The sequence below is a fragment of the Vibrio intestinalis genome, assembly GCF_025195085.2.
In the GTDB taxonomy this organism is placed as follows: Bacteria; Pseudomonadota; Gammaproteobacteria; order Enterobacterales; family Vibrionaceae; genus Vibrio; species Vibrio intestinalis.
The window spans coordinates 83,600-109,287 of sequence record NZ_JANAVY020000002.1 but is presented as its reverse complement, the minus strand read 5'-3'; the positions used below and the strand labels follow the sequence as shown (position 1 = coordinate 109,287).

The window sequence follows — 25,688 nt, the reverse complement described above, 5'->3', positions numbered from 1 at the left end:
GGTGGTGGTATTAGCTAATGGAAGTAGGTGAGGAAGTCAGCCTATTTAGCCAGTGTGGCTATTTTTTTCAAAAAACTATCACGTAGGTGCTCTTGATCATATTCAAGGTGGTAAGTGTTATGAAAGCCGACTTTGAGCTGTACACCATTACCGCGCAAGTAAACGTTATAGCCATCATAGTCTGAGAAAGCTTCAACGCCTTCGTATATCTTGCCGTGCTCGGTAGGAGATCCATTGTTCATCACACATTCGTAGGCGTGTAACACCTTGGTCGGATCCAGTTCGTTTTTCATATCGTTCGCCTCATAATTCCCTCAGGTTAATTATGGTTAAAGGTTCCTTTATTTGCTAAATAGATACGAGGAAAGAGAGAGTAAAGTTTACTTAATTTTATTGCTCTATAGCGTCATCAAAGCAGACTTGGTTGCGCCCTTGCTTCTTGGCGCGATATAAAGCTTTATCGGCAAGATGTAGAGTTGAATCAAATTCGGTATCTGGGCTTGAGCAGCTCACACCTATACTAACCGTAAAGTGGATTGCGGTTTGATGATATCGATAATGAGTGTCGTCAAAAGTTTTTCTAACGCGCTCTGCTAGCATAGCCACATCACTGCAATCTTCAGCTAAGACAAGACAAAGGAATTCTTCCCCACCAATACGGTATAGCTGGCTATTTCCCGTCACTGCTTTAAGCGTCGCTGCGGTTTGCTGCAAAACACCATCTCCTGCAATGTGGCTGTATTGGTCATTGATTTTTTTGAAGTGATCAATGTCGATGTAAAGCAAGTGATACTGACAACCAGACTTTTGTAAATGCTCTATTGCACGCTCTAGCGCTAATCGGTTTTGTAGCCCAGAGAGCGGGTCATGAGTCGCTTGATATTCCAACTGCTCACTTTGCCTCTGGCGAGTTAACTCATGCAGATGAGAAATGGTCCATATGGCGGCATAAACCAAAGCAAAGTTTATCAGTGTGAAATAGGTAGTCATCTTTAACCAGATGATCGGAACAATAGTGATAAACAGCAGGGCAGTAAATAGCGTTGCGTAGCGAAAGTTCAAAAAGATGTAGTAAATGGCAGGCAAGCAAATAAAAGCAAATATAACACCTGAATTTATTGGAACAGTAATCAAACTGTTTAACATCATTATGGTTAGATAAATAGTATTACCATAGAAATACCAACGCTTGAGATTATCGCGCTTAATTTGCAAATAGATGTAAATACAGAAGGAGCTATAGATTAGAGCACTGGTGCCAACTGGATAATTGTGAGTAATGAAAAAGTTTAGCACAACACTAAACATCATGATGATGCCAAAAACGATACTGGTGACTTGTAGAACAAGCGCTCGTTGACGATAAGGGGCGAGAGTGTCGGTATCAGGATTAGACATATCAATTCATTAACATTGTTGTTAAAGAATTGATGATATATAGATTAGAGTAATAAATCCAAGCGAAACTTAATTGCGTCGTGTTCTGCGGATAGTTTATCTACAGCATTATTGCTAGTTATCTTTAGCCTGCGGGCAGAATACAATGCGATTCTTACCTGCATTCTTCGCTTGATATGTCGCTTCATCGGCTGCTTTTATCGCGACATCTAAAGGCCAAACTTCATTAGCCGCTAATGGTAGCAATCCACCACTAAGCGTAACGTTAATGTCGCCATTGCTTACGTGGATAGTTGTTTCTCTAAGGGTTAAGCCCAAATTTTGTGAAAGCTCTAAAGCATCATTGTTGCTATCTGAACGGAATAGAAGACAAAATTCCTCTCCTCCAACACGATAGCATTGACTATTTTCTAGTACGCGTTGGGCGACTGAAGTGAATGTTTTTAAGGCTAAATCACCGGCTTCGTGCCCATAGCAATCGTTGATGGCCTTAAAATCGTCCAAATCTATATGAAGAAGGTACTGACCAGTATGTTGAGATATATTGTTCCAGTCTTGTGTCAAAGCGCGTCGATTTAGGCAGCCTGTAAGGTTGTCGGTTCGTGCAAGGTTCGCTAGTTCTTCTTGTATAGATAGGTGAATACCTTCGTGGTTATAAGCGACAGCCCAGATCATGATATAAGGCAGTATAAAGTTAATCAGTGAATGAGAAACTTCAAATTGGAAAATGGCTTCAGGGTAGTAGATAAGTATGATCCCACCTAACATAGAGAATGTACTTACTGCTCCAATTGTTCGGCTAAAAAACAGCTGGTATAAGGCTGGGAGGGGGTATGCCCAAAAAATAATGTTAGTATTCTCGGGGGCCGTATTAAAGCCATGTAATAACCCAAAGGTAATTAATAGTGCACCCACAGCAGGCTGCCACGTTAATGGCTGAAATTTGCATATTTTATAATGCATCCAAATAAACAAACCACTGATTGATGCCTCGACAGTAGCAAGTAAATAATTGTGTGTGATAAACAGGTTGACTATAGCGACGATCGCAACGAACGTAGCAATCATAAGGCTGACAGATTTGAGTACGCGCTCACGGATGGATGACTGACTGTTAATGGAATCTGACATAGAAGCTTATGTTAGTAGCGACTGGAACGATGTATTGTATATTTGCGTATTTATAAATTCAACAGTTAAGCTCAAGTTCTAGACAAACAAAAAGCCCTCGCAGTGCGAGGGCTTTCTCAATCAATCAAGTAATTGCAGAATTACTTTTGCTCTTGGTCAGCTTGGATTGCTGTTAGAGCGATTGTGTATACGATATCGTCTACTAGTGCACCGCGAGACAGATCGTTAACTGGCTTGCGCATACCTTGTAGCATTGGACCGATAGATACTAGGTCAGCTGAACGTTGTACCGCTTTGTAAGTCGTGTTACCAGTGTTTAGATCTGGGAATACGAATACAGTCGCTTTACCTGCTACTGGAGAGTTAGGCGCTTTAGAAGCTGCCACGTTTTCCATGATTGCTGCGTCGTACTGTAGAGGACCGTCGATGATTAGATCAGGACGCTTCTCTTGAGCAAGTTTTGTTGCTTCACGTACTTTATCTACGTCTGCACCTTTACCTGACTCACCAGTAGAGTAAGAGATCATTGCAACGCGAGGGTCGATACCGAATGCTGCTGCAGAGTCAGCAGATTGGATAGCGATTTCAGCAAGTTGCTCAGCTGTTGGATCTGGGTTGATCGCACAGTCACCGTATACCAGTACTTGGTCAGGCAGAAGCATGAAGAATACTGAAGATACGATAGACGCATTAGGTGCAGTCTTGATGATTTGGAACGGAGGAACGATAGTGTTCGCAGTCGTGTGAACAGCACCAGACACTAGGCCGTCAACTTCGTTGTTCTCAAGCATCATTGTGCCTAGGAATACTGAATCTTGTAGCTTCTCACGAGCAACAACTTCAGTCATACCTTTCGCACCACGTAATTCAACTAGGCGAGCTACGTAGTTTTCACGTACTGAATCAGCATCGATGATTTGTACGCCAGCACCCAGTTCAACACCTTGTTGAGCAGCAACGCGTTTGATTTCTTCTGGGTTACCAAGAAGCACACATTCAGCAATACCGCGTTCAGCACAGATAGCTGCCGCTTTTACTGTACGTGGCTCATCACCTTCAGGAAGAACGATACGCTTACCAGCTTTACGAGCGAACTCAGTTAGTTGGTAACGGAATGCCGGTGGGCTTAGACGACGAGACTTCTGAGTACCTTCAGTCATAGACTCGATCCAGTTACCGTCGATGTGACCAGCAACGTGCTCGTTGATGAACTCGATACGCTCTTTATCGTCTGCAGGTACTTCTAGGCTGAAGCTTTGAAGGTTCAGAGAAGTCTGCCAAGTGTTACCTTGTGCTTTGAATAGTGGTAGACCAGTTTCGAAAGCTGGCTTACATAGCGTTGCAATCTCTTCTGGCATGTCGTAACCGCCAGTTAGAAGTACTGCACCGATATCAACACCGTTCATTGCTGCAAGTGCTGCTGCAACGATAACGTCTGGACGGTCTGCTGAAGTTACAAGTAGAGAGCCTGGTTTGAAGTGCTCAATCATGTTTGGCAGAGAACGTGCACAGAAAGTGATGCTCTTAATACGACGAGTATTGATGTCACCTTCGTTGATGATGTCAGCTTTAAGATGCGACGCCATGTCTACTGCACGAGTAGCAATTAGGTCAATGCTCCATGGCACGCAACCTAGTACACGAATTGGAGAAGTGTTGAAGATTTCCATCACTTTCATTTCGTTTTGCTTCGCGCTGTCTGCATCGTCAAAGATTTCAGATAGGTCAGGGCGAGTACGGCCAGCTTCATCTACAGGAGCGTTAAGTTTGTTGATGATAACGCCTGAGATGTTTTTGTTCTTAGTGCCGCCGAAGTTAGAACATGCTACTTCGATACGCTCTTTAAGTTGTGCTGGGTTGTCAGTACCCGGAGTTGCAACCATTACGATTTCAGCGCCAAGTGTTGCTGCAATTTCAGCGTTCACTTGGTTTGCGAATGGGTGCTTACGAGTAGGTACAAGACCTTCGATAAGCGTTACGTCCGCATCGCTATTGATTTGGTTGTAACGTTCAACAACAGTTTCTAACAGCTCGTCCATGTTGTCGTTACCGATTAGGCTCTCAGCAACAGACATTTGCATAGGTTCGCCGATCTTCATATCGCTGTTTGCACCAACGATAGTAGAAGTCAGATCAGGCTGATCGCCACCGTGACGTGGTTGTGCGATTGGCTTGTAGAAAGAAACTTTAACGCCCTTGCGCTCCATTGCGCGAAGAACACCCATGCTTACGCTAGTTAGACCAACACCAGCGCTAGTAGGGATAAGCATAATAGTACGAGACATTCGTATAAGTACCTTTAGCTATTGTGATCAAAGCTTAACTACGTATTCCATGCACGGCAAAGAATAGGAGTTAAGCCCCTTATAATTCTTCTTATGAAGAAAACTGGCTAGCCATTAGGCTAGCCAGAGAAGTCATTAAAGACCTGTTAGGCGTGCAGTGTCTTCAGCAATTACTAGCTCTTCGTTAGTAGAGATAACCATTGCTGGGATACGGCTGTTTGCAGTAGTGATAGTACCTTCACCACCGAAACGTGCTTTAAGGTTTGCTTCGCCATCTACTTCGATGCCGAAGATAGCTAGACGGTTAAGAACCATCTCACGGATTGGGCCAGAGTTCTCGCCGATACCGCCAGTGAAAGTGATTGCGTCTAGACGACCTTCCATTGAAGCTGTGTAACCCGCTACGTATTTAGCTAGACGGTGACAGAACACGTCCATTGCGCGAGTTGCTTCTTCTTTCTCACCGTAGTTGTCTTCAACGAAACGACAGTCAGAAGTCACTTCAGTTAGACCAGCAAGACCAGACTCTTTAGTTAGCATGTTGTTGATTTGCTCAACTGAGTAACCTAGAGCGTCGTGTAGGTGGAATACGATAGCAGGATCGATATCACCACAACGAGTACCCATTACTAGACCTTCAAGAGGAGTTAGACCCATAGAAGTATCTACAGATTGGCCGTTCTTGATTGCACAAACAGAAGCACCGTTACCTAGGTGACAGTTGATGATGTTTACTTCTTCAACTGGCTTGTCTAGTAGGTTAGCAACTTCACGAGTGATGAACAGGTGAGAAGTACCGTGCATGCCGTAACGACGGATGCCGTGCTCTTTGTATAGGTTGTATGGAAGAGCGTATAGGAAAGATTCCTCAGGCATAGTTTGGTGGAACGCAGTGTCAAATACAGCAACGTTCTTAAGCTCTGGGAAGTTAACTTTAGCCGCTTCAATACCGATAAGGTGTGCTGGGTTGTGAAGTGGTGCGAAAGTCGCAGCGTCTTGAATACCCTTTAGAACATCATCAGTGATCAGTGCAGATTGAGTGAACTGCTCACCACCGTGTACAACGCGGTGACCGATAGCGCCTAGGTTAGCTTTAAGCTCTGGCTTAGAAGCAAGAATAGTTTCTACCATGAAAGATAGTGCTTCTACGTGAGCTGCACCAGCACCTAGTTGAGCTTCGTGTTTACCATCAAGTTTCCACTTGATACGCGCTTCAGGAAGGTGCAGACATTCTGCAAGACCTGATAGATGCTCGTCGCCGTTTTCCGCATCTACAACAGCAAATTTAAGAGAAGAACTACCACAGTTTAAAACTAAAACTAGCTTAGACATGTATGACTACCTGTTTATTCGTCTGACAAAAAATCAGTTAAGGGTGAAAAATTAATCACAAGAATAGCCGAGTCTTTTATCAACTGCGTACTATTCTTGGTCAAAAAAACTTCAATTTCCGTGTGAAAAAGAGGTCGCTTTACCAATAAAGCAACTTGTGCAATCCTTGCAGATATCTCTCAAAGTTGCCTAAATTGTAAATAACAGCAACAATGAGATTGAGGGTGTGCAAAGGATAGCGATAATAGACAAATATAACAAAAAAAATTTGAAAGAATATTAACTTTCGTCAATTTTTTACGCTATCAGTTGAAACTTTCAACTATTTTTTAGTTTGATGCCCTGTGCTGGAAGTGAGAGAGTGCTATGAATAATAAAGTCGGTATCGTTCACAGCTTACGTGATGGTCAAAAGTACATGGATACTTGGCCAATGAAGAAAGAGCTGGCTCCTATGTTTCCGGAGTTGCGTATTATCAAAGCCACGCGCTTTGGTATGAAAGTCATGCCTGCAATTGCAGCAATCAGTGTGCTGACACAAATGACGTTTGGAAACTATCAAGCTATGCCTCAAGCGGTCATCATCGCGATTTTTGCGATAAGTATGCCGGTACAAGGTATTTGGTGGTTGGGCAATCGCGCGAACACTGAATTACCGCGCCCTTTAGCTGGTTGGTATCGCGAGCTGCATCAAAAAATCTTAGAGTCAGGCTTTGCATTAGAGCCTTTGAAAGCTAAGCCACGTTATAAAGAGCTAGCGATCATTCTTAACCGAGCATTTAAGCAGCTGGATAAGAGTGCATTCGAACGCTGGTTTTGATAAGACTCACTAAACCAAATATTGATCTGACAGCTCTTTGAATTTGGAGCGGGAGACCGGAATAACATCACTAAAATCTTGTAACGTGATGAACTTATTTCGGTCTCGAGAGATGATTTTTTTTACTCTATCTAGACGAATGATATAGCTGCGATGAACTCTATAAAATTCTGTTTGCGGCAATTGTTCTTCAAAGCTTGAAATACTCTGTTCAACAACAATTCTCTCTTGTTCGATTGTTTTTGCTCCTAATGGCGTCAAATGTATCTGTTGATAGCGCCCTAAGCTCTCTATTAAGTTAATGTATTGGTAGTCTAAATTGTATGTGGTCGCTCCATCAGAGACTGCAAGAACAGTTTTTGTGTTAACCGATGACGAGCGTTTATGTATCTTTCCTATGCATTGAATCAAGCGAGACGGGCGAACAGGCTTTAGTATATAGTCGGTTACGTTCGTTTCAAATGCAGAGAGAGCGTGCCCGGGGTAAGCTGTGATATAGACTAAACTATATTCGATGTGCTCGGTTATCTTAGCGACAGTTAAGCCATTATGTATTGGCATTTCAATATCTAAGAAAACGACGTCTGGCTTGAGTTCTAATATTGCACTTATTCCTTCATCTGAGTTTGTATAGCATCCAATAATTTCAATGCCATCTAAGCTTTTAAGCGTGCTCTCTATTGCTTGAATCGCTGATGGTTCATCATCGATCAATATGACGTTAAGCATTCAGACCTCGGTTTGATTCTAAGTTAATTCTAATTGTAGCTATGGTGCGTTGATTTTCATTTTTGATGTCAAAACTCGCGTTGTTATACTCAAGTTCCAAAGTTTTAACGATGCTTGAAAGCCCGGTACCGTATCTAAATTCTATATCTTGACTGAGTGCTGTATTTTCTACAACTATAAGTAGTTGTGGTGTGTTGAATTCTGATTTTATATGCAGTTCAATGGGGTTGTTAGATTTGCTAACGACATGTTTTATGACATTCTCTACTAAGGTAAGAGTTAGCATTGGAGGAATTGACTGATTGGCACTGTGTCTTTCTACATCAATTTCATAAGTGAATCGCTGTTCAAAACGCACTGATTGAATGGCCAAGTAGTGTTCTACTATCTCAATTTCCTTCTTAATGGTTGTTTCGGTTTTTCCTGCAAATTCAATCGTGTTCCTAAGTAAGTCGCTCAAATCATACAGTACCTCTTTGGCTAATGTTGGACGATGCGTGATTTCATTAGAAATTAGATTCAATGTGTTAAAAAGAAAATGAGGGTTGGTTTGCATCCGCAACAGTTCGAGCTCAGACTTTTGCAGCGATGTGATCAAATTAGAGGATTTTTTGGTGAGGTAAGAGTTGGCTTTCTCTAGCGCTTCTGCACTTCTTTCTCGATTGCTTTCGTAAGTGTGAGAGACTCCCCAGGCGCACAAATAGGTCGAGATAAAATTGATGAGCAAGAAGGTAGGTGTGAGGTAACCCAACTGCGCGATCTGAAAAACTACATAAAACATGATTGTTAGGCAAGCCAAAGACCACAGAAAGCCTTTGATTTTTCCTAGAGCTAAATAAAATACGGTCGGCAAAGTCAGCGACCATATAAATAGTGACGCTCCTTCATTTATATTGAAGTATGCCCACCCTACAGTGAGCGTTGTTAAAGCAAAGCAATGTAGGTCTAGAAACCACCATTTCCTGGGTTTTGTGCGCATGTGATACAGCATATATACAGACAAAAAAAAGTAGACGATTTCCGCTATGCCCAAATAGATGTTACCGCCTTCAGATGGGGACAGATTGTGGATGCTTAGGAGCAGGGAAAGCGAACCCAAAGTGAAACACATCCCCTTAAGTACTTTGTCTCTTAGAAGTTGAGTCGATTCGTTGTCCATATGTGTTTGCCTGAGAGTTATTGCTTATACAGAAAAGCTTATTCTATGATGTTTTTCGCAAATAATATGCTTTAAAAACAACGATTAAAAGTAATACTTATATTAATTAGTTTGAATGGTGATAAGTTGATTCTTTTTTAAGTATGTTTTATGACGAAGTGCTCTGTTTGTACCATTCATTCCCTAAATAGTACCATTGATTACATTGATATGGATATGCCGTTTTATATAATTATCAATAGCGTAAAGTTTGTGTTAATTGGGGTATGGCGTTCGCCAAAGTGAGAATTCATGAAGGCGAATGAAATGCTCGACGTATAACGTAAGCTAACTAATGGTGCGCTATGATGAAGCCTTTGCTCAAAATTCCTATTTTGACACTCACCCTCGCGAGTATCTATTCTCAACATATTTATGCAGCAACAGAAACCGTTAAGTCTACACCATCAACTCCAAGCGGTGTGGAGTGGACGGATGGCGCTTGTATTGACATTAACCCTTGCTTAATTAGTAATCTTGCCGAGCTGCGTTGGTTAAGTGAAACCCCCGCTGCTTGGGATGAGTACTACGTGCAGACTGCGGATATTGATGCGTCTGAGACCGCTTCTTGGAATGAATCGAAAGGGTGGGACCCTATAGGGGATAAATCTACGTACTTTACGGGCTCCTATGACGGAAAGCTCCATAAGGTGGATGGCCTGACTATTAATGATACTGATCTTTACGTAGGGGGCTTTTTTTCGACAATTGGCACTGAAGCAGAGATCAAGAATTTAATGATCTCTAATGCAGATATTACTTCGGGTCAGGTCGCAGGGATACTCGCAGGAAAGAGTTTCGGTCGTATCGAGAGGGTAGCTACCACAGGATCAGTTGCCGGGTATTATTATATCGGAGGCCTATTAGGCTTAATAGAATCAGGCAGCATTGAAAATAGCTACTCATCAGCTTCAATCAGTGGGACATCACAATATAGCCAATATGCCGGTGGTGCTATTGGTGAGGCAAGAGCACCTTCAATAATCAACAATATTTACAGCACTGGTGCCGTTGACACTGCGCTTTACAAAGCGGGAGGTTTGATAGGTGTTTCTAAAGGCGTAATCAATAACTCACTCTTCGATAGTGATACCTCTGGGTATAACTCAGCCGTAGGTGATGAGTTGCCGATGTCAACGGCCAACATGCAGACTCAGTCTACTTACACAAATATAGGGTGGGATTTTGATTCGATTTGGAAAATCGAGAGCAATAACTACCCAACGTTTATAGTGTTACCTAATGAAGCGCCTGTTGCTATAGGGCCAAATAATGTAACACTTAGTGAGGACTCCTCTGTAGAGGTTAGCTTAATTGGCGGTGATGTAGATGGTGATACTCTCACATACGCCATTTCTACTCAGCCCACCTCTGGTAGTATCACGCTTATCGAAAACGTCGTAACTTACACACCGAATCAAGATTTCAACGGTCAAGACACGTTTGAATTTGTGGTGAATGATGGCACAGTAGATTCTGAGCCTGCATTGGTGACAGTTGATGTCTCGCCTGTTAATGATGCGCCCCAGCTCCAGACGGAGGAGTGGTTATCAGAAAGCCCTAGCTTAACTTATCCTGATTCATATCAAATAGATAAAAACTATTCATTTACTTCAAAAGAGGGGTATCCAGCGGTTATTGCTATTAGTCAAGCAGGTACGATTAATGTTCAGTTTTTGATTGAAAATGCTTGGGTTACTCAAGGAGAATTTACAACTACTACTGATGACTACAAAATTGGCACATTTGATTTTATTGTCGATGACTCAGGTAAATACCACTATTCGTTGATCGGTGAAGATAACAGGGTTGAGTATGGGGTCAGTGTCGAAGCTGGCTGGGATAGAATGTTAACCGATTTTATATCTTCTGGTAATGAGCATGTTGTAAGTATTGATAGTCATGATGGAAGTTTATATCTGGCTTACTTTACCACAAGCGATAAGATGGCAATCAAAAAGTTCAATGGAACTTGGAGTGATGCGGTGGCAGAGCGCTATATTACCGATGAACACGATAATCATAAACGCCCGGCTTACCATTTAGATTTGCAGATTTCACCGACAGGTGACTTACACTTAGCAATTTTGCAATTAGACTCTCGAGATTTACACACTACATTTTTATATTCATTTAGAGATTCTAGTTGGTCACAAAGACCCATAATGTATAAAGAAACTACTGTCAAAATGTGGGTTTTTTCTAACGACAAGATCTTAATGCTAGCCGAATCTGGAAGTGAGTCTAGCCCTAGTCTAGATCTGAAAACGATAACAGGGAATGCGATCCAGGGTAGTACTGTTAATGGAGCTTATAGTGGACATATTAGTACTGATACTCAAGGTGAAGTATATTTATCGTATGTTCTAAAGTCAGATCAAATTGGACAAGTCAAAAAGTGGGATGATCGTTATAATTCTTTCATTAATTTTACTCAGAGCTATATAAACTTGGAGCCTGAACAGCTTGTTTCCGAGATCAGTCTGACCTCGAATAGCAGCAGTGAACTATATGGTATCATTCTAGACGAAGCTTCTCCGACCGAATTGATGGTAAGTGAATTTCAAACTAACCGTTGGTTGGGGGATGATCTATCTATTTTAGAAGACGCAAATGCATCAAATGTTATAACTAACAAACTGGCTGTTAAGGATCCAGACTCTTTATATGAACCAGGAAAGGCAACGTTAATTCATAGTGATATCTCATCAGGAAATCTACAAGTAATCGAATCTAATTTCGTTGACGTAAAAATACGTTTTCTGGAAGAGAATGGAGAAAGGAAAAAGAAAATTATTACAATTACTGGTGATTTAGACGAAGTAATTGAAGCTCTCAAATCAGTACAATATACCCCTTCACTCAACTTTTACGGTGAGTCGACCGTAGAGGTGGATGTAGAAGATGATCATGCTGAAAAAGCAGATTTAGCGACAATGACTCTGAGAGTTAGTCCCGTAGATGATGCGCCTATCGGTAATGATGGCACATTGGTAGTCAATGAAGATGCCTCAGCAGCCTTGGACTTGTCTACACTAGTGACAGAGCTCGATGGTGACAACTTAGAGTACATCGTAGAGGGGGCGAGTGTAGGCTCGCTTACACTTAGCGGTTCGGTCGTTACTTATACGCCAAATTCGAATGTTAATGGCAGCGATAGCTTTACTTATACAGTTTTAGATGCTTCAAAGTCTAAATCAGCGACAGATCGTATTCTCGCAACCAACAGCATTGTTGTCACGATTCATTCAGTTGATGACGCACCAGTTATCTCCGGTACTCCTGCTACAACTATTGATCAAGGTGCAATTTATTACTTTAAACCAACAGTCGTTGACGCCGATGCATCCGATACTCATGAATTCGCAATTCAATATAAACCATCGTGGGCGACATTTAATGAGAAAACCGGTGAGTTAACCGGCACACCGAAAAACGGTGATGTCACATCTCTCTCTGGCATCGTTATCTCGGTTCGAGATAGCACTGGCCTGACGGACGCACTCCCAGCGTTTAATATTACGGTACGCAATGTCAATGACGCACCTGAAATAAGTAATAGCCCAACGTCAACGGTGCTGCAAGATGAAGCGTATCATTTCATTCCAACTATCTCTGATGTGGATATAAATGATAGTCATACCTTTACGATTAATAACAAACCGGAATGGCTAGCCTTTAATGATGAAACCGGACAGCTTTCGGGTACTCCGATCTATCAAGATATAGGTAGTTACTCCTCAATTACGCTGACCGTTACCGATGAAGGTGGACTATCAGACAGTTTAACTTTTGATATTGAAGTTCAGGTCTCGGAGCTGTCTGGTCAGGATGACAGTATAGAGCTTGTTAGTGTCGATTCTGAACGCTACGTGCTTGATGTGATGGCTAATGATGTTTATCCAAAAGGTTCCGAGCCTAAAATTGTGTCCGCTACAACAAACCATGGCCGTGTTGAAATTAACGGAAACCAATTGGAATTGGTATTAGACAGCTCAGTAAAAGAAGTAGTCATTGAGTACTTTCTTGAGGTGGTTTGGCCTGAAGAGCTAACAGTTAAGCAATCGACAGGACATGAGTCATTAAAAGATTCAGCAACGGTGGAGCTAATCATTGTTCGCAACGATGTTTTACTGCCAGTTATCGAAGTGCCTGCCGATGTCGAAGTTAATGCCGATGCGCTATTTACTAAGGTGGATTTAGGTACCCCTAGTGCAACGGATTCATCAGGTAACACATTGCCAGTGTCTTTGGTGGATGGTGTAACGTTATTTGCTCCGGGCACCAACAAAGTGCAATGGAAAGCGGTAGATGAGGAGGGGCGAGAATCGATTGAGACTCAAACGGTTCGCGTGCATCCCCTGGTTTCTTTGCCTAAGGATGCGGTGATTCAACAAGATCAAAGTAGCTATGTTGTTGAAGTGCTACTCAACGGTGAAGCCCCTTATTATCCGGTATTTGTTCCTTACGCAATCAACGGTGAAGCTCAACCTGATTTAATTATTTTTGAGGGCACAACGGGTTCTATTGAATTGTTGAGTACAGAACTAGCTTACTTTACCCAAGAAGTGTCGACTATAGAGGTTGTACTGGGTGACGGGGTCAATAAAGGTGATAAAGCGACGTTCGCGCTCACGCTTCAAGAAGCTGCGATGGCACCAGAAGTGTCTTCAGTGGTTATGCAAAATAGTATTGAGCGTCAGGTGGTAGATGTTGCTGGCGGTGATGTGACCATTACCGCGTCAGTGGACAATAAAATGGACGCAGCAACCTATGGTTTCGAATGGAAGTTAGAAGGCAGTGTGGCACCGCCTGAATCATCCGATACTTTTGTGTTCACTCCATCATTATCAGGGGAAGAGGCAGAAGTGGTTAAAGTAACTGTTGATGTCAATATGGAAGTTGAGGGAACAAAATTCACTACAGAACATGAAGTATTTATAGAAGTACGTAAAGGACTAGAGGCACTTGACCCTCTCAAAGACTCGGATGGTGATTCGATTCCAGATAGTGAAGAAGGGTATGCTGATAGCGATAAAGACGGAGTGCCAGATTTCCAAGATGCGATTGCGGAATGTAATGTTATGCAAGAGCGAGCGGAGATTGCTGATGGGTATTTAGTCGAAGCAGAGGCGGGACTATGTTTGCGTAAAGGTATCACGGTAGCCAATAACCATCACGGTGGCTTAGAACTAGATATTGAGCACGATGAACTGAAGTCTGATAGTCATAACCCAAATATTGGTGGTGTGTTTGACTTTGTCATTACTGGCCTTAAACAACCTGGGGATTACGCAAGTATTGTTATTCCACAAGTGAACCCAATCCCTGAGGACGCTAAGTATGCCAAGTACAAACGTATCGCTGATGATTGGGGCTGGGTAGACTTTGAAGAGCAGGATAAAGATGGAAATACTGATCCTGAAGGGAATGTGATTGTTCATGGTTACCTATCTTCAGCACCAGGTGAGCCGGGTTACTGTCCACCTCCGGGTAACCCTGAGTCGGCAAATTCAGGTTGGACATTGGGTTTAAATAAGGGCGACTGGTGTGTGCAACTGATCATTAAAGATGGCGGGTTGAATGATGCGGATGGCATTGCTAATGGCACTGTGGTTGATCCAGGTGGCGTTGCTATTGCTTTATCGGGTAACACCTTGCCGGTTGCGAATGAAGATAGCTTTGTGGTCTACCTAAATGAAGAACAAGAGTTGAATGTCTTGGTGAATGACGAAGATGCCGAAGGTCAAGTTATTATCACATCAGCATCAGCTAACTTAGGTAATGTGGAAGTACAACCTGATGGGATGAGCCTTCTATATACACCAGCAACGAACCAAATTGGCTCTGTAGAAATCACTTATTCAATTGAGGATACCGATGGTGCACCAGCGAGCGCTAGAGCACTCGTAGCTGTCGTTGAACCTAGATTGGTTGAGCCTACACCAGACAATGGTGGCTCAAAAGCCACATCAGGAGGTTCAATCGGCACCATGGTACTAGTTTTGTTAGGCGGTGTAGGGTGGTCGCGTCGTAAGCACCTAAAGAAATTAGCAGCATAAATACATGGCTTTGGCGAACCTTCTTCGGTTCGCCTTCATAGGTAAATCAATGAAAAAATAAATTATTCGCTCCTCTCTATTTATGTTTATGTCTTCCTTTTTCTGCAATGGCAGAGCAGATCGAACATGCAGAGAGAGAGGTGTATTATGTTTCGACTGGCTTTGGTGTTGCGACACAATTAGGCGTGTCGGTAGCGGATGTAAATAGCGCTCTTGTGAATCAAGGGCATTCAGCAGACATTAATATATTCGATACTCAAAGTGTTGGTTATAGCCTTTGGCTTGGCTGGCAGTTATATCATCACGTAGCGCTAGAACTAGGCTACTTAGATTTTGGTGCGAGCAGTGTCGATCTGAATACATTATCTAGTGGTGGGGAACGCGCGCTATTAGATGCAATGCCGACTGCAGGGCATGGAATGAGCATTGCGCTAAAGCCTAGTTACGAATTGTCTGATAATTGGACGGTTACAGGGCGTATTGGTTTAATGAACTGGGCATCTGATTTAGAGCTAGTCGATTTAAAGAGTGATAAATCTGGAACTGATTTGTTGTTAGGTGCCGGATTAAGTTATCACTTGAGTGAGGGTTGGGCGGTTGAATTGAGCTGGGATACAACCAAAATGGATCAAACTCAAAACCATTTAGTGGCGTTCAACATAGCCTATCAATTTAATTGGTGATCGATTTTAATTTCTAATCAACTAAACGCCAAGCATAATATAGCTTGGCGTTTTTTTTGAATATGATTCAATATCTGTTGAAGACAATTAGTTGAACATCGCAATCGCGTCTGCAGGGTCAACGTATTCTAGGTCGAAGCTTTCAGCCACTTCTTTACATGTCACTTTACCGTGAATCACGTTTAGGCCTTCTAGGAAGCCGTGATCGTCGAGTAGGGCAGCTTTATAGCCTTTATTTGCCAGTTTCACGATGTAAGGAAGCGTTGCGTTGTTAAGAGCGAAGGTAGAAGTTCGTGCAACCGCGCCTGGCATGTTAGCTACGCAGTAGTGCACCACGTCATCAACGATGTAGGTTGGATCAGCGTGTGTTGTCGCGTGAGAGGTTTCAAAACAGCCACCTTGGTCAATCGCTACATCAACCACAGCTGCGCCTGGTTTCATTTTCGCGATGTGCTCTTTCGTCACCAATTTCGGCGCTGCTGCCCCCGGGATTAGAACAGCTCCAATCACTAGATCTGCATCAAGAACATGCTTTTCGATAGCATCTTCTGTTGAATAAACAACTTTTGCACGGCCTTGGAACTCTTCGTCCAATTTGCGAAGCGTGTCAATATTTCGGTCGAGAATCGTTACATCTGCTCTCATACCGACTGCCATTCGAGCTGCATTTGCACCCACGACACCACCGCCAACAACGACGACTTTAGCAGGCTCAACCCCCGGCACACCGCCTAGTAGCAGGCCTCGGCCGCCATGAGACTTCTCTAAAGTTTGCGCGCCAGCTTGGATAGACATGCGACCTGCAACTTCAGACATTGGAGCAAGTAGTGGCAAGCGACCCATATTATCTGTTACAGTCTCATAGGCTATACAGACAGCTTTGCTCTTGATTAGCTCATCAGTTTGTGGAAAATCTGGTGCTAGGTGCAAATACGTAAATAATATTTGCCCCTCTTTGAGCATGGCTCTCTCGACAGCTTGAGGTTCTTTGACCTTAACAATCATTTCTGCTTTCGCAAAAACGTCAGCAGCAGTAGGAAGAATGGATGCGCCTACAGCGACGTAATCGTCGTCTGAGAATCCAATGCCCGTGCCGGCTTGGGTTTCAACAAAAACTTGGTGGCCTTGAGACACTAGCTCGCGAACGCTAGCTGGGATCATGCCTACGCGGTACTCGTGGTTTTTGATTTCCTTAGGTACGCCAATGATCATCCTGACTCCTCATTTTATTTTGGTTGTATTGACTATGTGTAGGGTAGTATTGTCGAATTAATATCTAGTATAGAGTTAAATGTTTAACATTTGATGCTAAATATTAAAAAGATGTAGTATATTTTTTTGCAAGGAAGTAATAAGGTGGAATAAAAAATGGCAGACAACAATAAGAAGCCGTCCAAGGATCTAGACCGTATTGACAGAAATATTCTGAATGAATTACAGAAAGACGGTCGTATTTCAAACGTAGAACTATCAAAGCGTGTGGGCCTTTCGCCGACGCCGTGTTTGGAGCGTGTTCGTCGTTTAGAACGTCAGGGCTACATTACGGGTTACACAGCTTTGCTGAACCCGCAATATCTTGATGCGTCACTACTCGTATTTGTTGAAATTACGTTAAATCGTGGTGCGCCAGACGTGTTCGAACAGTTCAACACCGCGGTACAAAAACTTGATGACATTCAAGAGTGCCATCTAGTTTCAGGTGATTTTGACTACCTATTAAAAACGCGCGTATCAGATATGGGTGCATATCGTAAGCTACTTGGTGACACACTATTGCGTCTACCGGGTGTAAACGACACTCGTACATACGTGGTTATGGAAGAAGTCAAACAAACAAACCAATTGGTAATTAAGACTCGATAATTTTTGACAGCAGAGCTGCATAACTTTGCCGATGAAGGCAGTTTTTGTCTTCTCGCAGACTCTTTTGCGGTAGCTTTGCTCAGTCATAGGCAACAAAAGGTATCAGAGGTGGAATCCCTTTCGATATTCTGACGTTAGACAATTGGGTTTTTACCTTTGATATGGTTAAATCTATAGTCCGGGCAGCCTGCGCTGCTCGGACTATTTTTTTAACTCCGATCTACGCAGCTCAACCAGTAGATTAGGACCAGAGAAGACAAGTTGGATATGTTCAAGAAGAACAACAATAAAGTAGAAACAATTATAAAAACGGGTGAAGAGCCTCAGTCTTCCCGTCTCAATGGCCCACAGAGGCTAAAAGAGTGTACCTTCATTGTTGCGGTGCTCGCTTCGATTTTGCTCTATATCGCTTTATTAACCTTTAGCCCGGCTGATCCGTCGTGGTCACAAACTGCTTGGGGCGGCAATATTTCCAATGCTGGCGGCATGGTGGGCGCATGGCTAGCGGATACCTTATTCTTTTCCTTTGGTTCTTTGGCTTACACACTTCCATTTGTACTGACAGCGACGGCATGGGTGCTATTTAGAAAACGCGGTGAAGATGAACCTCTCGACTTCATGCTGTGGGGCACCCGCTTATTGGGGCTCGCAATTCTTATTCTGACCAGTTGCGCACTCGCTGATATTAACTTTGATGACATTTGGTACTTTTCATCCGGTGGTGTCATCGGGGATGTACTAACAAGCTTAGCGTTACCGACACTGAATGTGTTGGGCACTACTCTTGTTTTATTGTTTCTTTGGGGCGCTGGCTTAACTCTGTTAACTGGTGTTTCTTGGCTGACGATTGTGGATTGGCTCGGTGCGACTGCGATTAAAGCGGTGACGGCGCTGTTCAATCGCATTCGAGGTGAGCAAGATGAAATGCTTGAGCCAGAGTTAACCATTCCTCAACCTGAGCCTGCTGCGCCAAAACCAGTGGCGACACCAACACCAACACCAGCAGAGCCGGTTCAAGCTGACGAAACTAAGCGTCATTACAATATTCATATGCCTCAAGCGCCAGTTGAGCAAACAGCCCCTGTGCACGCTGAACCAACTCAAGCGGTTGCAGAGCAAGTTTCTCAACCAGTCGAATCTCAAGTTGAATACCACTATGAAGGTGCTGAGCCAGAATCGGAGCGTAACCGTCAGTTGGGTGCGACGATAGAACAGCTTGAAGCCGATGCATTGAGCGTTGATGATTACGCTGAGCATGCGGAAGAAGTCGTGATACCTGCATCTGAAGCCGTAGTAGAAAGTGCACAAGTAGAACAGCCTGAAACCGAGCAAGTGTCAGCGAGCGATTTACCTTGGGCTGAAAGTGAACCACTTATTGATGAGGCGGTATTAGAAAGTATTTCTACTCAAGTGGAACCGTCACAACATGTTGAACCAGTGGTCGGTGACCTAAGCGTTGCAGAGCCCGAAATAGTCGAAGCTGAAATTGCAGTGCCTGCTGTCGAGGAAGAGCAACAATCAGAATCTTCAGAAGCAGCGACAGCACAGGATCAAGATGTAGAAGCGTTCCAAAATATTGTCGCAGAAGCGCAAGCTAACGTTGCTGCATCGCAAAATCCATTCTTGGTACAGCAAGAGGTTAATCTGCCTAAGCCTGCAGAGCCTCTTCCTACATTGGATCTGCTGTACCACCCTGAAAAGCGTGAAAACTTTATTGATCGTGAAGCGCTTGAAGGGATCGCTCGTTTAGTTGAATCTAAACTTGCTGACTACAAAATTCAGGCGACGGTGGTGGATATCTTCCCTGGTCCTGTGATTACACGTTTTGAGCTTGATCTTGCGCCGGGTGTAAAGGTAAGCCGTATTTCTAGCTTGTCGATGGACTTAGCACGCTCGCTTTCAGCAATGGCGGTGCGTGTGGTTGAAGTTATTCCGGGCAAGCCGTATATCGGTCTTGAGTTGCCGAATATGAGCCGTCAGACTGTTTACTTCTCGGATGTGGTCGGTAGTCAGAAATTTATTGATGCTAAGTCGCCAACCACAGTGGTTTTAGGCCAAGATATCGCGGGTGAAGCCGTGATCGCGGATATCGCTAAGATGCCACACGTATTGGTTGCGGGTACCACAGGTTCGGGTAAATCGGTGGGTGTGAACGTCATGATCCTGAGTATGCTTTATAAAGCTTCTCCAGAAGATCTGCGTTTCATCATGATTGACCCGAAAATGTTGGAGCTTTCTATTTACGAAGGTATCCCACACTTGTTGTCAGAAGTAGTTACGGATATGAAAGACGCATCGAACGCGCTGCGTTGGTGTGTGGGCGAGATGGAACGCCGTTACAAGCTAATGTCTGCGCTTGGTGTACGTAACATCAAAGGCTTTAATGATAAGTTGAAGATGGCCGCAGAAGCGGGGCACCCAATTCACGACCCTCTATGGCAACCGGGCGATAGTATGGATCAAGAGCCGCCATTATTGGAAAAACTGCCATACATTGTTGTGGTTGTGGATGAGTTCGCTGATCTTATGATGGTGGTGGGTAAGAAGGTTGAAGAACTGATTGCTCGCTTGGCGCAAAAAGCGCGTGCGGCTGGGGTTCACTTGATTCTCGCGACCCAGCGTCCATCGGTGGATGTGATTACAGGCCTAATTAAAGCAAACATCCCAACTCGTGTGGCGTTTACGGTTTCAACTAAGACTGACTCGCGCACTATTCTAGACCAAGGCGGTGCTGAATCACTGCTTGGTATGGGTGATATGCTGTATCTTCCGCCGGGTTCTAGCCATACAGAGCGTGTACACGGTGCGTTTGCTTCGGATGATGATGTTCATGCGGTAGTAAACAACTGGAAAGCACGTGGTAAGCCGAATTACATTGAAGAGATTACTAATGGTGACCAAGGGCCAGAAGGATTGCTACCGGGTGAGAAACCGGAAGGCGATGAAGATATGGACCCATTGTTTGACCAAGTTGTTGAGCACGTAGTGCAATCGCGTCGTGGCTCAGTATCAGGTGTTCAACGTCGCTTTAAGATTGGTTACAACCGTGCAGCGCGTATTGTAGAGCAGCTAGAAGCGCAAGGTATCGTGAGTGCTCCAGGCCATAACGGTAACCGTGAGGTGCTTGCACCAGCTCCCGGTAGAGATATGAATTAATCTACTGTTTTGCATAGTCCATATAGACGTAAACGCAGGTTGAACACCTGCGTTTTTTTGTGTCTGTATTTAGGGGAAAGCTTGTGGAGTAGTGCGGTTCTAATCTGTTTTGATGCTTCAGCGGAAAGGTTCAATTTGGCGCATGTAGAAACAGCAGCTACAAAAAAGCTGGCTTATTCGCCAGCTTTCTAAATCAGTAGGTTGAGAGCTATTTGCTTTTCACAAACTGAGCAATCACGATGCCCGCTAGCGCGACTAGGTTGGCTGCAAAGATAACCACAAGCCACTGCGGCATCGATAGGCCTAAGAACTGCCACACGACTTTAGAGCAATCACCGTAGGCTTCGAACATCCAAGGTGCCCATTGGTTCAATGGTGCCCAATCAGGGAAGGTGACAAACAAATCACAGGTCGCAAACGGAGACGGGTTGAATTGGTAATCCACATGCTGCATCGACAGGGCTAAGCCTTTGTAGGCACTAGCGCCCCATGCTGCAAGGCCAAGCCAGCGCGCGATAGGGTTGTTCGGTGCAATAAGGCCGATTACAGCGGCTCCGCCAATACCCATCATTGCCACACGCTCATAGATACACATCACGCACGGCGGTAATAGCATTAGGTGTTGAAAGCCGAGCGCGCAAAGCTCGAAGAAGACAATAAAGCCAAGAAGAAGTGCCCATGACAGACGACGTTGAGAAAACGCTTTAAGCGTTTGAAGAAAGTTCACTATTCCTGTTTCCCTGGTTGTTCTAGTAAAAATAAAAAAGCTCCAAAAGGGGCTATGGCCTTTTAGAGCTTTTTATCTTGGATTAGTTTCCTAATCAAGCGAAATTAATGGCCACCTGATACGGCGTGGCTCACATCTCCAACGTGATGTGAAATCCAACCCGCGTCATATAGCCATGCAGTTGCAGGCTCTAGGAAGAACATAATGCCCGCTAAGCCCACTAGTGCAAGCACGATAGTGTATGGCAACGCCATAATCACCATGCGGCCGTAAGACAGACGAATTAACGGTGCTAGAGCTGACGTTAGTAGGAATAGGAAAGCAGCTTGGCCGTTTGGCGTTGCAACTGAAGGTAAGTTGGTACCTGTGTTGATAGCGACTGCAAGCAGGTCAAATTGGTCACGAGTAATCATGCCATCAATAAGAGCCGATTTTACTTCGTTGATGTAAACCGTACCTACGAATACGTTATCCGATACCATCGAGAGCAGGCCATTTGCTACGTAGAACATCGCTAGCTGGGTGCCTTTATCTTCAACTGCTAATACTGCGTCGATAACTGGCTTAAATAGCTCTTGGTCGATGATTACCGCAACCACAGCGAAGAACACAGCAAGTAAGGCAGTAAACGGCAGCGCTTCTTCAAACGCTTTACCCATTGAGTGCTCTTCGATTACGCCAGTGAATGCAGTCGCAAGGATGATAACTGAAAGACCGATTAGACCAACTGCCGCTAAGTGAAGGGCTAGAGCGGCAATCAGCCAAACGGCGATGAAACCTTGAACCCAAAGTTTAGCCACGTCTTGATTAGTACGAGTCTTACGTTCTTCTTTATCGAACTCAACTAGGATGTTACGTACTGCGTCAGGCAGTTGCGCGCCGTAACCGAATACTTTGAATTTCTCAACTAAAGCACAAGTAATTAGACCACAGAAGAAAACTGGCAACGTCACTGGCGCCATACGCAGTAGGAACTCACCGAATAGCCAACCTGCTTGGTCTGCAATGATAAGGTTTTGTGGTTCACCAACCATAGTGGTTACACCACCTAGTGCGGTACCCACACCTGCGTGCATAAGTAGCGAGCGTAGGAATGCGCGGTAGTTTTCTAGGTCGTCACGGGTCAGCTCAGAGATGCTGCCATCTTGAGTGTGGTCATGGTCACCAATTGGGTTACCGGAAGCCACTTTGTGGTAAATCGAGTAGAAACCTACTGCCACGCTGATTACAACCGCGATAACCGTCAGTGCATCAAGGAAAGCAGATAGGAATGCCGCAGCAAAACAGAATGCAACGGACAATAGAATCTTAGAGCGGATGCCGAGCAGTATCTTAGTGAAGATAAATAGCAGCAACTGCTTCATGAAGTAGATACCAGCAACCATGAAGACTAGTAATAGCAGTACTTCGATGTTAGCCACTAATTCATGTTTAACTTGCTCGGGGGATGTCATGCCTATGGCGATGGCTTCAATAGCGAGTAAACCACCAGGTTGTAGAGGATAGCATTTAAGCGCCATCGCGAGGGTAAAGATGAACTCTGCAACGAGTAGCCAACCTGCAACAAATGGGTCGACGAAGAAGAAAACAATAGGGTTGATGACTAGAAAAGCGATGATTAGAACTTTATACCAGTCTGGTGCTTTACCAAGGAAGTTCTTGATAAATGCGTTTCCGAGTGACATCGGCATGATCAAATTACTCTTAAATGTTGTTACGAATAGACACTTCGTGTGCTTGTATCCGTTTATCGGCGATTAATTATTAGATACAACCCGAATCAACAGCGACTTAGAAAAACAACATTACGTGAAATGTGATGTGGCCTTGCCAAGTCACTCCCTGAGAAAGACAAGCACTCCGTTACTTTGGTCGCCACTCTACTCTTCGAAGCAATTTAGTCAATCATTATGTTTATATTGATAAAATGCTTACTGAGTTTTAGATTAAAAACGCGATCAAAGTTGGGTTAGCATAACATGATAGTTGTAAAAAAATCCATTATATACCTCAGCCGAACTGAAAGCAGAGAATAAGATAACTTATGAGTTATATATGAAGGTAAATGACATATTATTTTTGCATTTATAAAAACTTAGTTTTTACTGTTGGGGCTTTATTTATGGGCGGTGTGTTTAAGCGGATTCTACTAAATTATGGATTTATTCACTTTGCCTTACCTTATCGAGAAGGCAAACGTTCCTTTTAAATTAGTGTTATTACTCTAGTATAATTTTGCGAGGAGTTTACTGTAGGTTTGTTTCCGATGCGTTATAAGTAGTGGTATGATGAGTTTATCTGATCCCCCTATAACTAGAATATACGGACACAATTTAATGGTCATTAAGGCAAAGAGCCCTGCAGGATTTGCGGAAAAATACATTATCGAGAGTATTTGGAAAGGGCGCTTCCCTCCAGGTTCAATTCTTCCAGCAGAAAGAGAGCTTTCAGAACTTATTGGTGTTACTCGCACCACATTACGAGAAGTATTACAGCGTCTAGCGCGTGACGGTTGGTTAACAATTCAGCATGGCAAACCAACCAAAGTAAACCAATTCATGGAAACCTCAGGTTTACACATTTTGGATACTTTGATGACGTTAGATGCAGACAACGCAACCTCAATCGTGGAAGATTTGCTTGCAGCACGTACAAATATCAGCCCAATTTTCATGCGTTATGCATTTAAAGCGAACAAAGAAAATGCTGAAAGAACCATTATTGGTGTCATTGAATCGTGTGAGGCGTTATTAGCTGCAGAGTCTTGGGATGCATTTATGGAATCGTCTCCATACGCAGACAAGATTAAACAGCATATTAAAGATGACGGTGAAAAAGATCCTATTAAGCGTCAATCAACGTTAGTAGCGAAAACATTTAACTTCTACGATTACATGTTGTTCCAACGCTTAGCCTTCCACTCAGGCAACCAAATTTACGGCCTAATCTTCAATGGTCTTAAAAAACTGTATGATCGCGTAGGTAGCTACTATTTCTCGAAGCCAGAAGCTCGTGATTTGGCACTTAAATTCTACCGTGATTTGCTTGAGGTTTGTGAATCAGGTAACCGCGAGCAGATTCCAGTTGTCGTGCGCAACTACGGCGTAGAAAGTGCTCAGATTTGGAATCAGATGAAGACCACATTGCCAACCAACTTTACGGAAGACGATAGCTAATTACTCTGCAAAGTCGTTACTGTTGAGTTGAACAGATTAAAGCCCATCACTTGATGGGCTTTTTGTTTACTCTGCGCTTAGCTCAGTTCGAGCGCTAAATCCCCTTCAATGGTAGAAGAGCAGGCGAGTACATAACCTTGCTCTACCTCTTCAGCACTTAGCGGACCGACACTTAAAGACTTGACGCTTCCATCGGTCACTTTGCATTTACATGAGCCGCAGATACCGCTGCGACAAGCAATAATAATCGGGAGTTGCTCTGCTTCTAAGCTATCGGCGAGGGTCGCACCATGCTGAGCTTGGAATGTTTTGCCAAAGCTCTCGACCGTGACAGTGGCTTGGTCGTTTTGCACATGTTCTTGGTTTTGATTCGCTTCTGCAATCGGTGTGAAGCTTTCTTGATAAAACTCGTTCATATCAAATTGCAGTGCTTCTAAGTAGCCTTTACTGTCGCGCATGAATTGCTCTGGCCCACATAGATACACAGTCCTTTGCTGATAATCGGCGGCCAAGTTGACTAACCAATCCGCATCAAAACGCCCTTGGTGGTATGGTGTGTCTGTGGCGTCTTTTAGCAACAGATTTAAGTGAAAATTGGCATGCTGCGAATCAAGTTGAGCCAACTCTTCTAAGTAAATAGTTTCACTTGCAGAGCGAGCTATATGCACAAACGCTATATCAATGTTTACTTGCTGAGCTAACCAATGCTTCGCCATGGCGTAAACAGGAGTAATGCCGCAACCTGCACTGAGCAGCAGTGCCTTATCATTGCGCGCAGGATGGTCGATACAGTTGAAATTGCCCGTTGGTGCAAGGCAAAGCACCGTATCGCCAATTGATAGCTTATCAAGGATGTAGTTGGATACCTTACCGCTATCAACGCGCTTTATAGTTAATTGCAGGTAATCTTGCTCTGGCAATGAACTGATGGAATAGGCGCGATATTCGACTTTGCCATTTATCTCAAAGCCTAAGCTAACAAATTGCCCCGGTTTAAAATCGAACCTCTCACCGCTATTGGCACTCAGCTTGATGCTGAAGCAATCGGCGGTCTCTTGGATTTTATCGATGCACGTTAGTGTGGCTGGCAAACCTTGCGGCCATTCAAATTTCATACGATCTTCTCGAA

16 protein-coding genes and 1 pseudogene are annotated in these 25,688 nt (G+C 43.7%); 6 read left to right on the top strand and 11 right to left on the bottom strand.

The window, feature by feature from the left end; all coding sequences use genetic code 11:
* Positions 1-41 precede the first annotated feature (41 nt).
* The 5 genes from MU515_RS04970 to MU515_RS04950 form a co-directional block, all read right to left on the bottom strand.
* On the bottom strand, positions 42-293 hold the full coding sequence (locus MU515_RS04970; protein ID WP_260259272.1) for a DUF3081 domain-containing protein: 252 nt from the start codon (positions 291-293) through the stop codon (positions 42-44).
* A 97-nt stretch (positions 294-390) separates the two neighbouring features.
* The gene (locus tag MU515_RS04965; protein ID WP_260259271.1) at positions 391-1,398 is read right to left on the bottom strand and encodes a GGDEF domain-containing protein; all 1,008 of its coding nucleotides are present in this window, start codon (positions 1,396-1,398) and stop codon (positions 391-393) included.
* Between the two features lie 114 nt (positions 1,399-1,512).
* A complete protein-coding gene (locus MU515_RS20040; protein WP_349775406.1) occupies positions 1,513-2,529 on the bottom strand; it encodes a GGDEF domain-containing protein in 1,017 nt (338 codons plus the stop codon).
* A 140-nt stretch (positions 2,530-2,669) separates the two neighbouring features.
* A complete protein-coding gene (pta, locus tag MU515_RS04955; RefSeq protein WP_260259269.1) occupies positions 2,670-4,814 on the bottom strand; it encodes a phosphate acetyltransferase in 2,145 nt (714 codons plus the stop codon).
* Positions 4,815-4,949: 135 nt separating this feature from the next.
* A complete protein-coding gene (locus tag MU515_RS04950) occupies positions 4,950-6,146 on the bottom strand; it encodes an acetate kinase (protein WP_260259268.1) in 1,197 nt (398 codons plus the stop codon).
* A gap of 366 nt (positions 6,147-6,512) precedes the next feature.
* Between MU515_RS04950 and yfbV the strand changes: the two genes are divergently transcribed.
* Positions 6,513-6,965, top strand: coding sequence for a terminus macrodomain insulation protein YfbV (gene yfbV / locus MU515_RS04945; RefSeq protein ID WP_260259267.1), 453 nt, complete (start codon positions 6,513-6,515; stop codon positions 6,963-6,965).
* Between the two features lie 9 nt (positions 6,966-6,974).
* Here yfbV and MU515_RS04940 read toward each other — a convergent pair whose 3' ends face one another.
* Together MU515_RS04940 and MU515_RS04935 are read right to left on the bottom strand one after the other, a co-directional pair.
* On the bottom strand, positions 6,975-7,694 hold the full coding sequence (locus tag MU515_RS04940; protein WP_260259266.1) for a LytR/AlgR family response regulator transcription factor: 720 nt from the start codon (positions 7,692-7,694) through the stop codon (positions 6,975-6,977).
* Positions 7,687-8,853: a sensor histidine kinase gene (locus MU515_RS04935; protein WP_260259265.1), complete on the bottom strand. Its 1,167-nt coding sequence runs from the start codon at positions 8,851-8,853 to the stop codon at positions 7,687-7,689. The genes MU515_RS04940 and MU515_RS04935 overlap by 8 nt, the downstream gene beginning before the upstream one ends.
* Positions 8,854-9,197: 344 nt before the next feature.
* On the opposite strand from MU515_RS04935, the gene MU515_RS04930 reads away from it, so the two are divergent.
* Together MU515_RS04930 and MU515_RS04925 are read left to right on the top strand one after the other, a co-directional pair.
* Positions 9,198-14,954, top strand: a complete 5,757-nt coding sequence (locus MU515_RS04930; RefSeq protein WP_260259264.1) for an Ig-like domain-containing protein — start codon at positions 9,198-9,200, stop codon at positions 14,952-14,954.
* Positions 14,955-15,049: 95 nt separating this feature from the next.
* Positions 15,050-15,637: pseudogene (locus MU515_RS04925) on the top strand (outer membrane beta-barrel protein); the annotation flags it as partial.
* A gap of 87 nt (positions 15,638-15,724) precedes the next feature.
* Here MU515_RS04925 and ald read toward each other — a convergent pair.
* Complete coding sequence (gene ald, locus MU515_RS04920) at positions 15,725-16,849, bottom strand: alanine dehydrogenase (protein ID WP_260259262.1); 1,125 nt, start codon at positions 16,847-16,849, stop codon at positions 15,725-15,727.
* 156 nt (positions 16,850-17,005) lie between these two features.
* Here ald and lrp point away from each other — a divergent pair, with 156 nt between their 5' ends.
* Both lrp and MU515_RS04910 read left to right on the top strand, forming a co-directional pair.
* Positions 17,006-17,500: a leucine-responsive transcriptional regulator Lrp gene (gene lrp, locus MU515_RS04915; RefSeq protein WP_260259261.1), complete on the top strand. Its 495-nt coding sequence runs from the start codon at positions 17,006-17,008 to the stop codon at positions 17,498-17,500.
* 267 nt (positions 17,501-17,767) lie between these two features.
* Positions 17,768-20,656, top strand: a complete 2,889-nt coding sequence (locus tag MU515_RS04910; protein WP_260259260.1) for a DNA translocase FtsK — start codon at positions 17,768-17,770, stop codon at positions 20,654-20,656.
* A 208-nt stretch (positions 20,657-20,864) separates the two neighbouring features.
* Here the strand turns inward: MU515_RS04910 and dsbB are convergent, their stop codons facing one another.
* On the bottom strand, positions 20,865-21,383 hold the full coding sequence (gene dsbB, locus MU515_RS04905) for a disulfide bond formation protein DsbB (protein ID WP_260259259.1): 519 nt from the start codon (positions 21,381-21,383) through the stop codon (positions 20,865-20,867).
* 104 nt (positions 21,384-21,487) lie between these two features.
* A complete protein-coding gene (gene nhaB, locus MU515_RS04900; protein ID WP_260259258.1) occupies positions 21,488-23,074 on the bottom strand; it encodes a Na(+)/H(+) antiporter NhaB in 1,587 nt (528 codons plus the stop codon).
* A gap of 645 nt (positions 23,075-23,719) precedes the next feature.
* Here nhaB and fadR point away from each other — a divergent pair.
* Positions 23,720-24,559: a fatty acid metabolism transcriptional regulator FadR gene (gene fadR, locus MU515_RS04895; protein WP_260259257.1), complete on the top strand. Its 840-nt coding sequence runs from the start codon at positions 23,720-23,722 to the stop codon at positions 24,557-24,559.
* Positions 24,560-24,636: 77 nt separating this feature from the next.
* Here the strand turns inward: fadR and MU515_RS04890 are convergent, their stop codons facing one another.
* Positions 24,637-25,674: an FAD-binding oxidoreductase gene (locus MU515_RS04890; protein WP_260259256.1), complete on the bottom strand. Its 1,038-nt coding sequence runs from the start codon at positions 25,672-25,674 to the stop codon at positions 24,637-24,639.
* Positions 25,675-25,688 lie beyond the last annotated feature (14 nt).

Bases quoted from the DNA above. Each gene is read 5' to 3' on its own strand.
- MU515_RS04930 (WP_260259264.1), top strand. From the start codon at position 9,198: ATGATGAAGCCTTTGCTCAAAATTCCTATTTTGACACTCACCCTCGCG.
- MU515_RS04965 (WP_260259271.1), bottom strand. From the start codon at position 1,398: ATGTCTAATCCTGATACCGACACTCTCGCCCCTTATCGTCAACGAGCG.
- MU515_RS04950 (WP_260259268.1), bottom strand. From the start codon at position 6,146: ATGTCTAAGCTAGTTTTAGTTTTAAACTGTGGTAGTTCTTCTCTTAAA.
- MU515_RS04890 (WP_260259256.1), bottom strand. From the start codon at position 25,674: ATGAAATTTGAATGGCCGCAAGGTTTGCCAGCCACACTAACGTGCATC.
- MU515_RS04935 (WP_260259265.1), bottom strand. From the start codon at position 8,853: ATGGACAACGAATCGACTCAACTTCTAAGAGACAAAGTACTTAAGGGG.
- pta (WP_260259269.1), bottom strand. From the start codon at position 4,814: ATGTCTCGTACTATTATGCTTATCCCTACTAGCGCTGGTGTTGGTCTA.
- MU515_RS04910 (WP_260259260.1), top strand. From the start codon at position 17,768: ATGTTCAAGAAGAACAACAATAAAGTAGAAACAATTATAAAAACGGGT.
- MU515_RS04970 (WP_260259272.1), bottom strand. From the start codon at position 293: ATGAAAAACGAACTGGATCCGACCAAGGTGTTACACGCCTACGAATGT.
- lrp (WP_260259261.1), top strand. From the start codon at position 17,006: ATGGCAGACAACAATAAGAAGCCGTCCAAGGATCTAGACCGTATTGAC.
- MU515_RS04940 (WP_260259266.1), bottom strand. From the start codon at position 7,694: ATGCTTAACGTCATATTGATCGATGATGAACCATCAGCGATTCAAGCA.
- MU515_RS20040 (WP_349775406.1), bottom strand. From the start codon at position 2,529: ATGTCAGATTCCATTAACAGTCAGTCATCCATCCGTGAGCGCGTACTC.
- nhaB (WP_260259258.1), bottom strand. From the start codon at position 23,074: ATGCCGATGTCACTCGGAAACGCATTTATCAAGAACTTCCTTGGTAAA.
- fadR (WP_260259257.1), top strand. From the start codon at position 23,720: ATGGTCATTAAGGCAAAGAGCCCTGCAGGATTTGCGGAAAAATACATT.
- yfbV (WP_260259267.1), top strand. From the start codon at position 6,513: ATGAATAATAAAGTCGGTATCGTTCACAGCTTACGTGATGGTCAAAAG.
- ald (WP_260259262.1), bottom strand. From the start codon at position 16,849: ATGATCATTGGCGTACCTAAGGAAATCAAAAACCACGAGTACCGCGTA.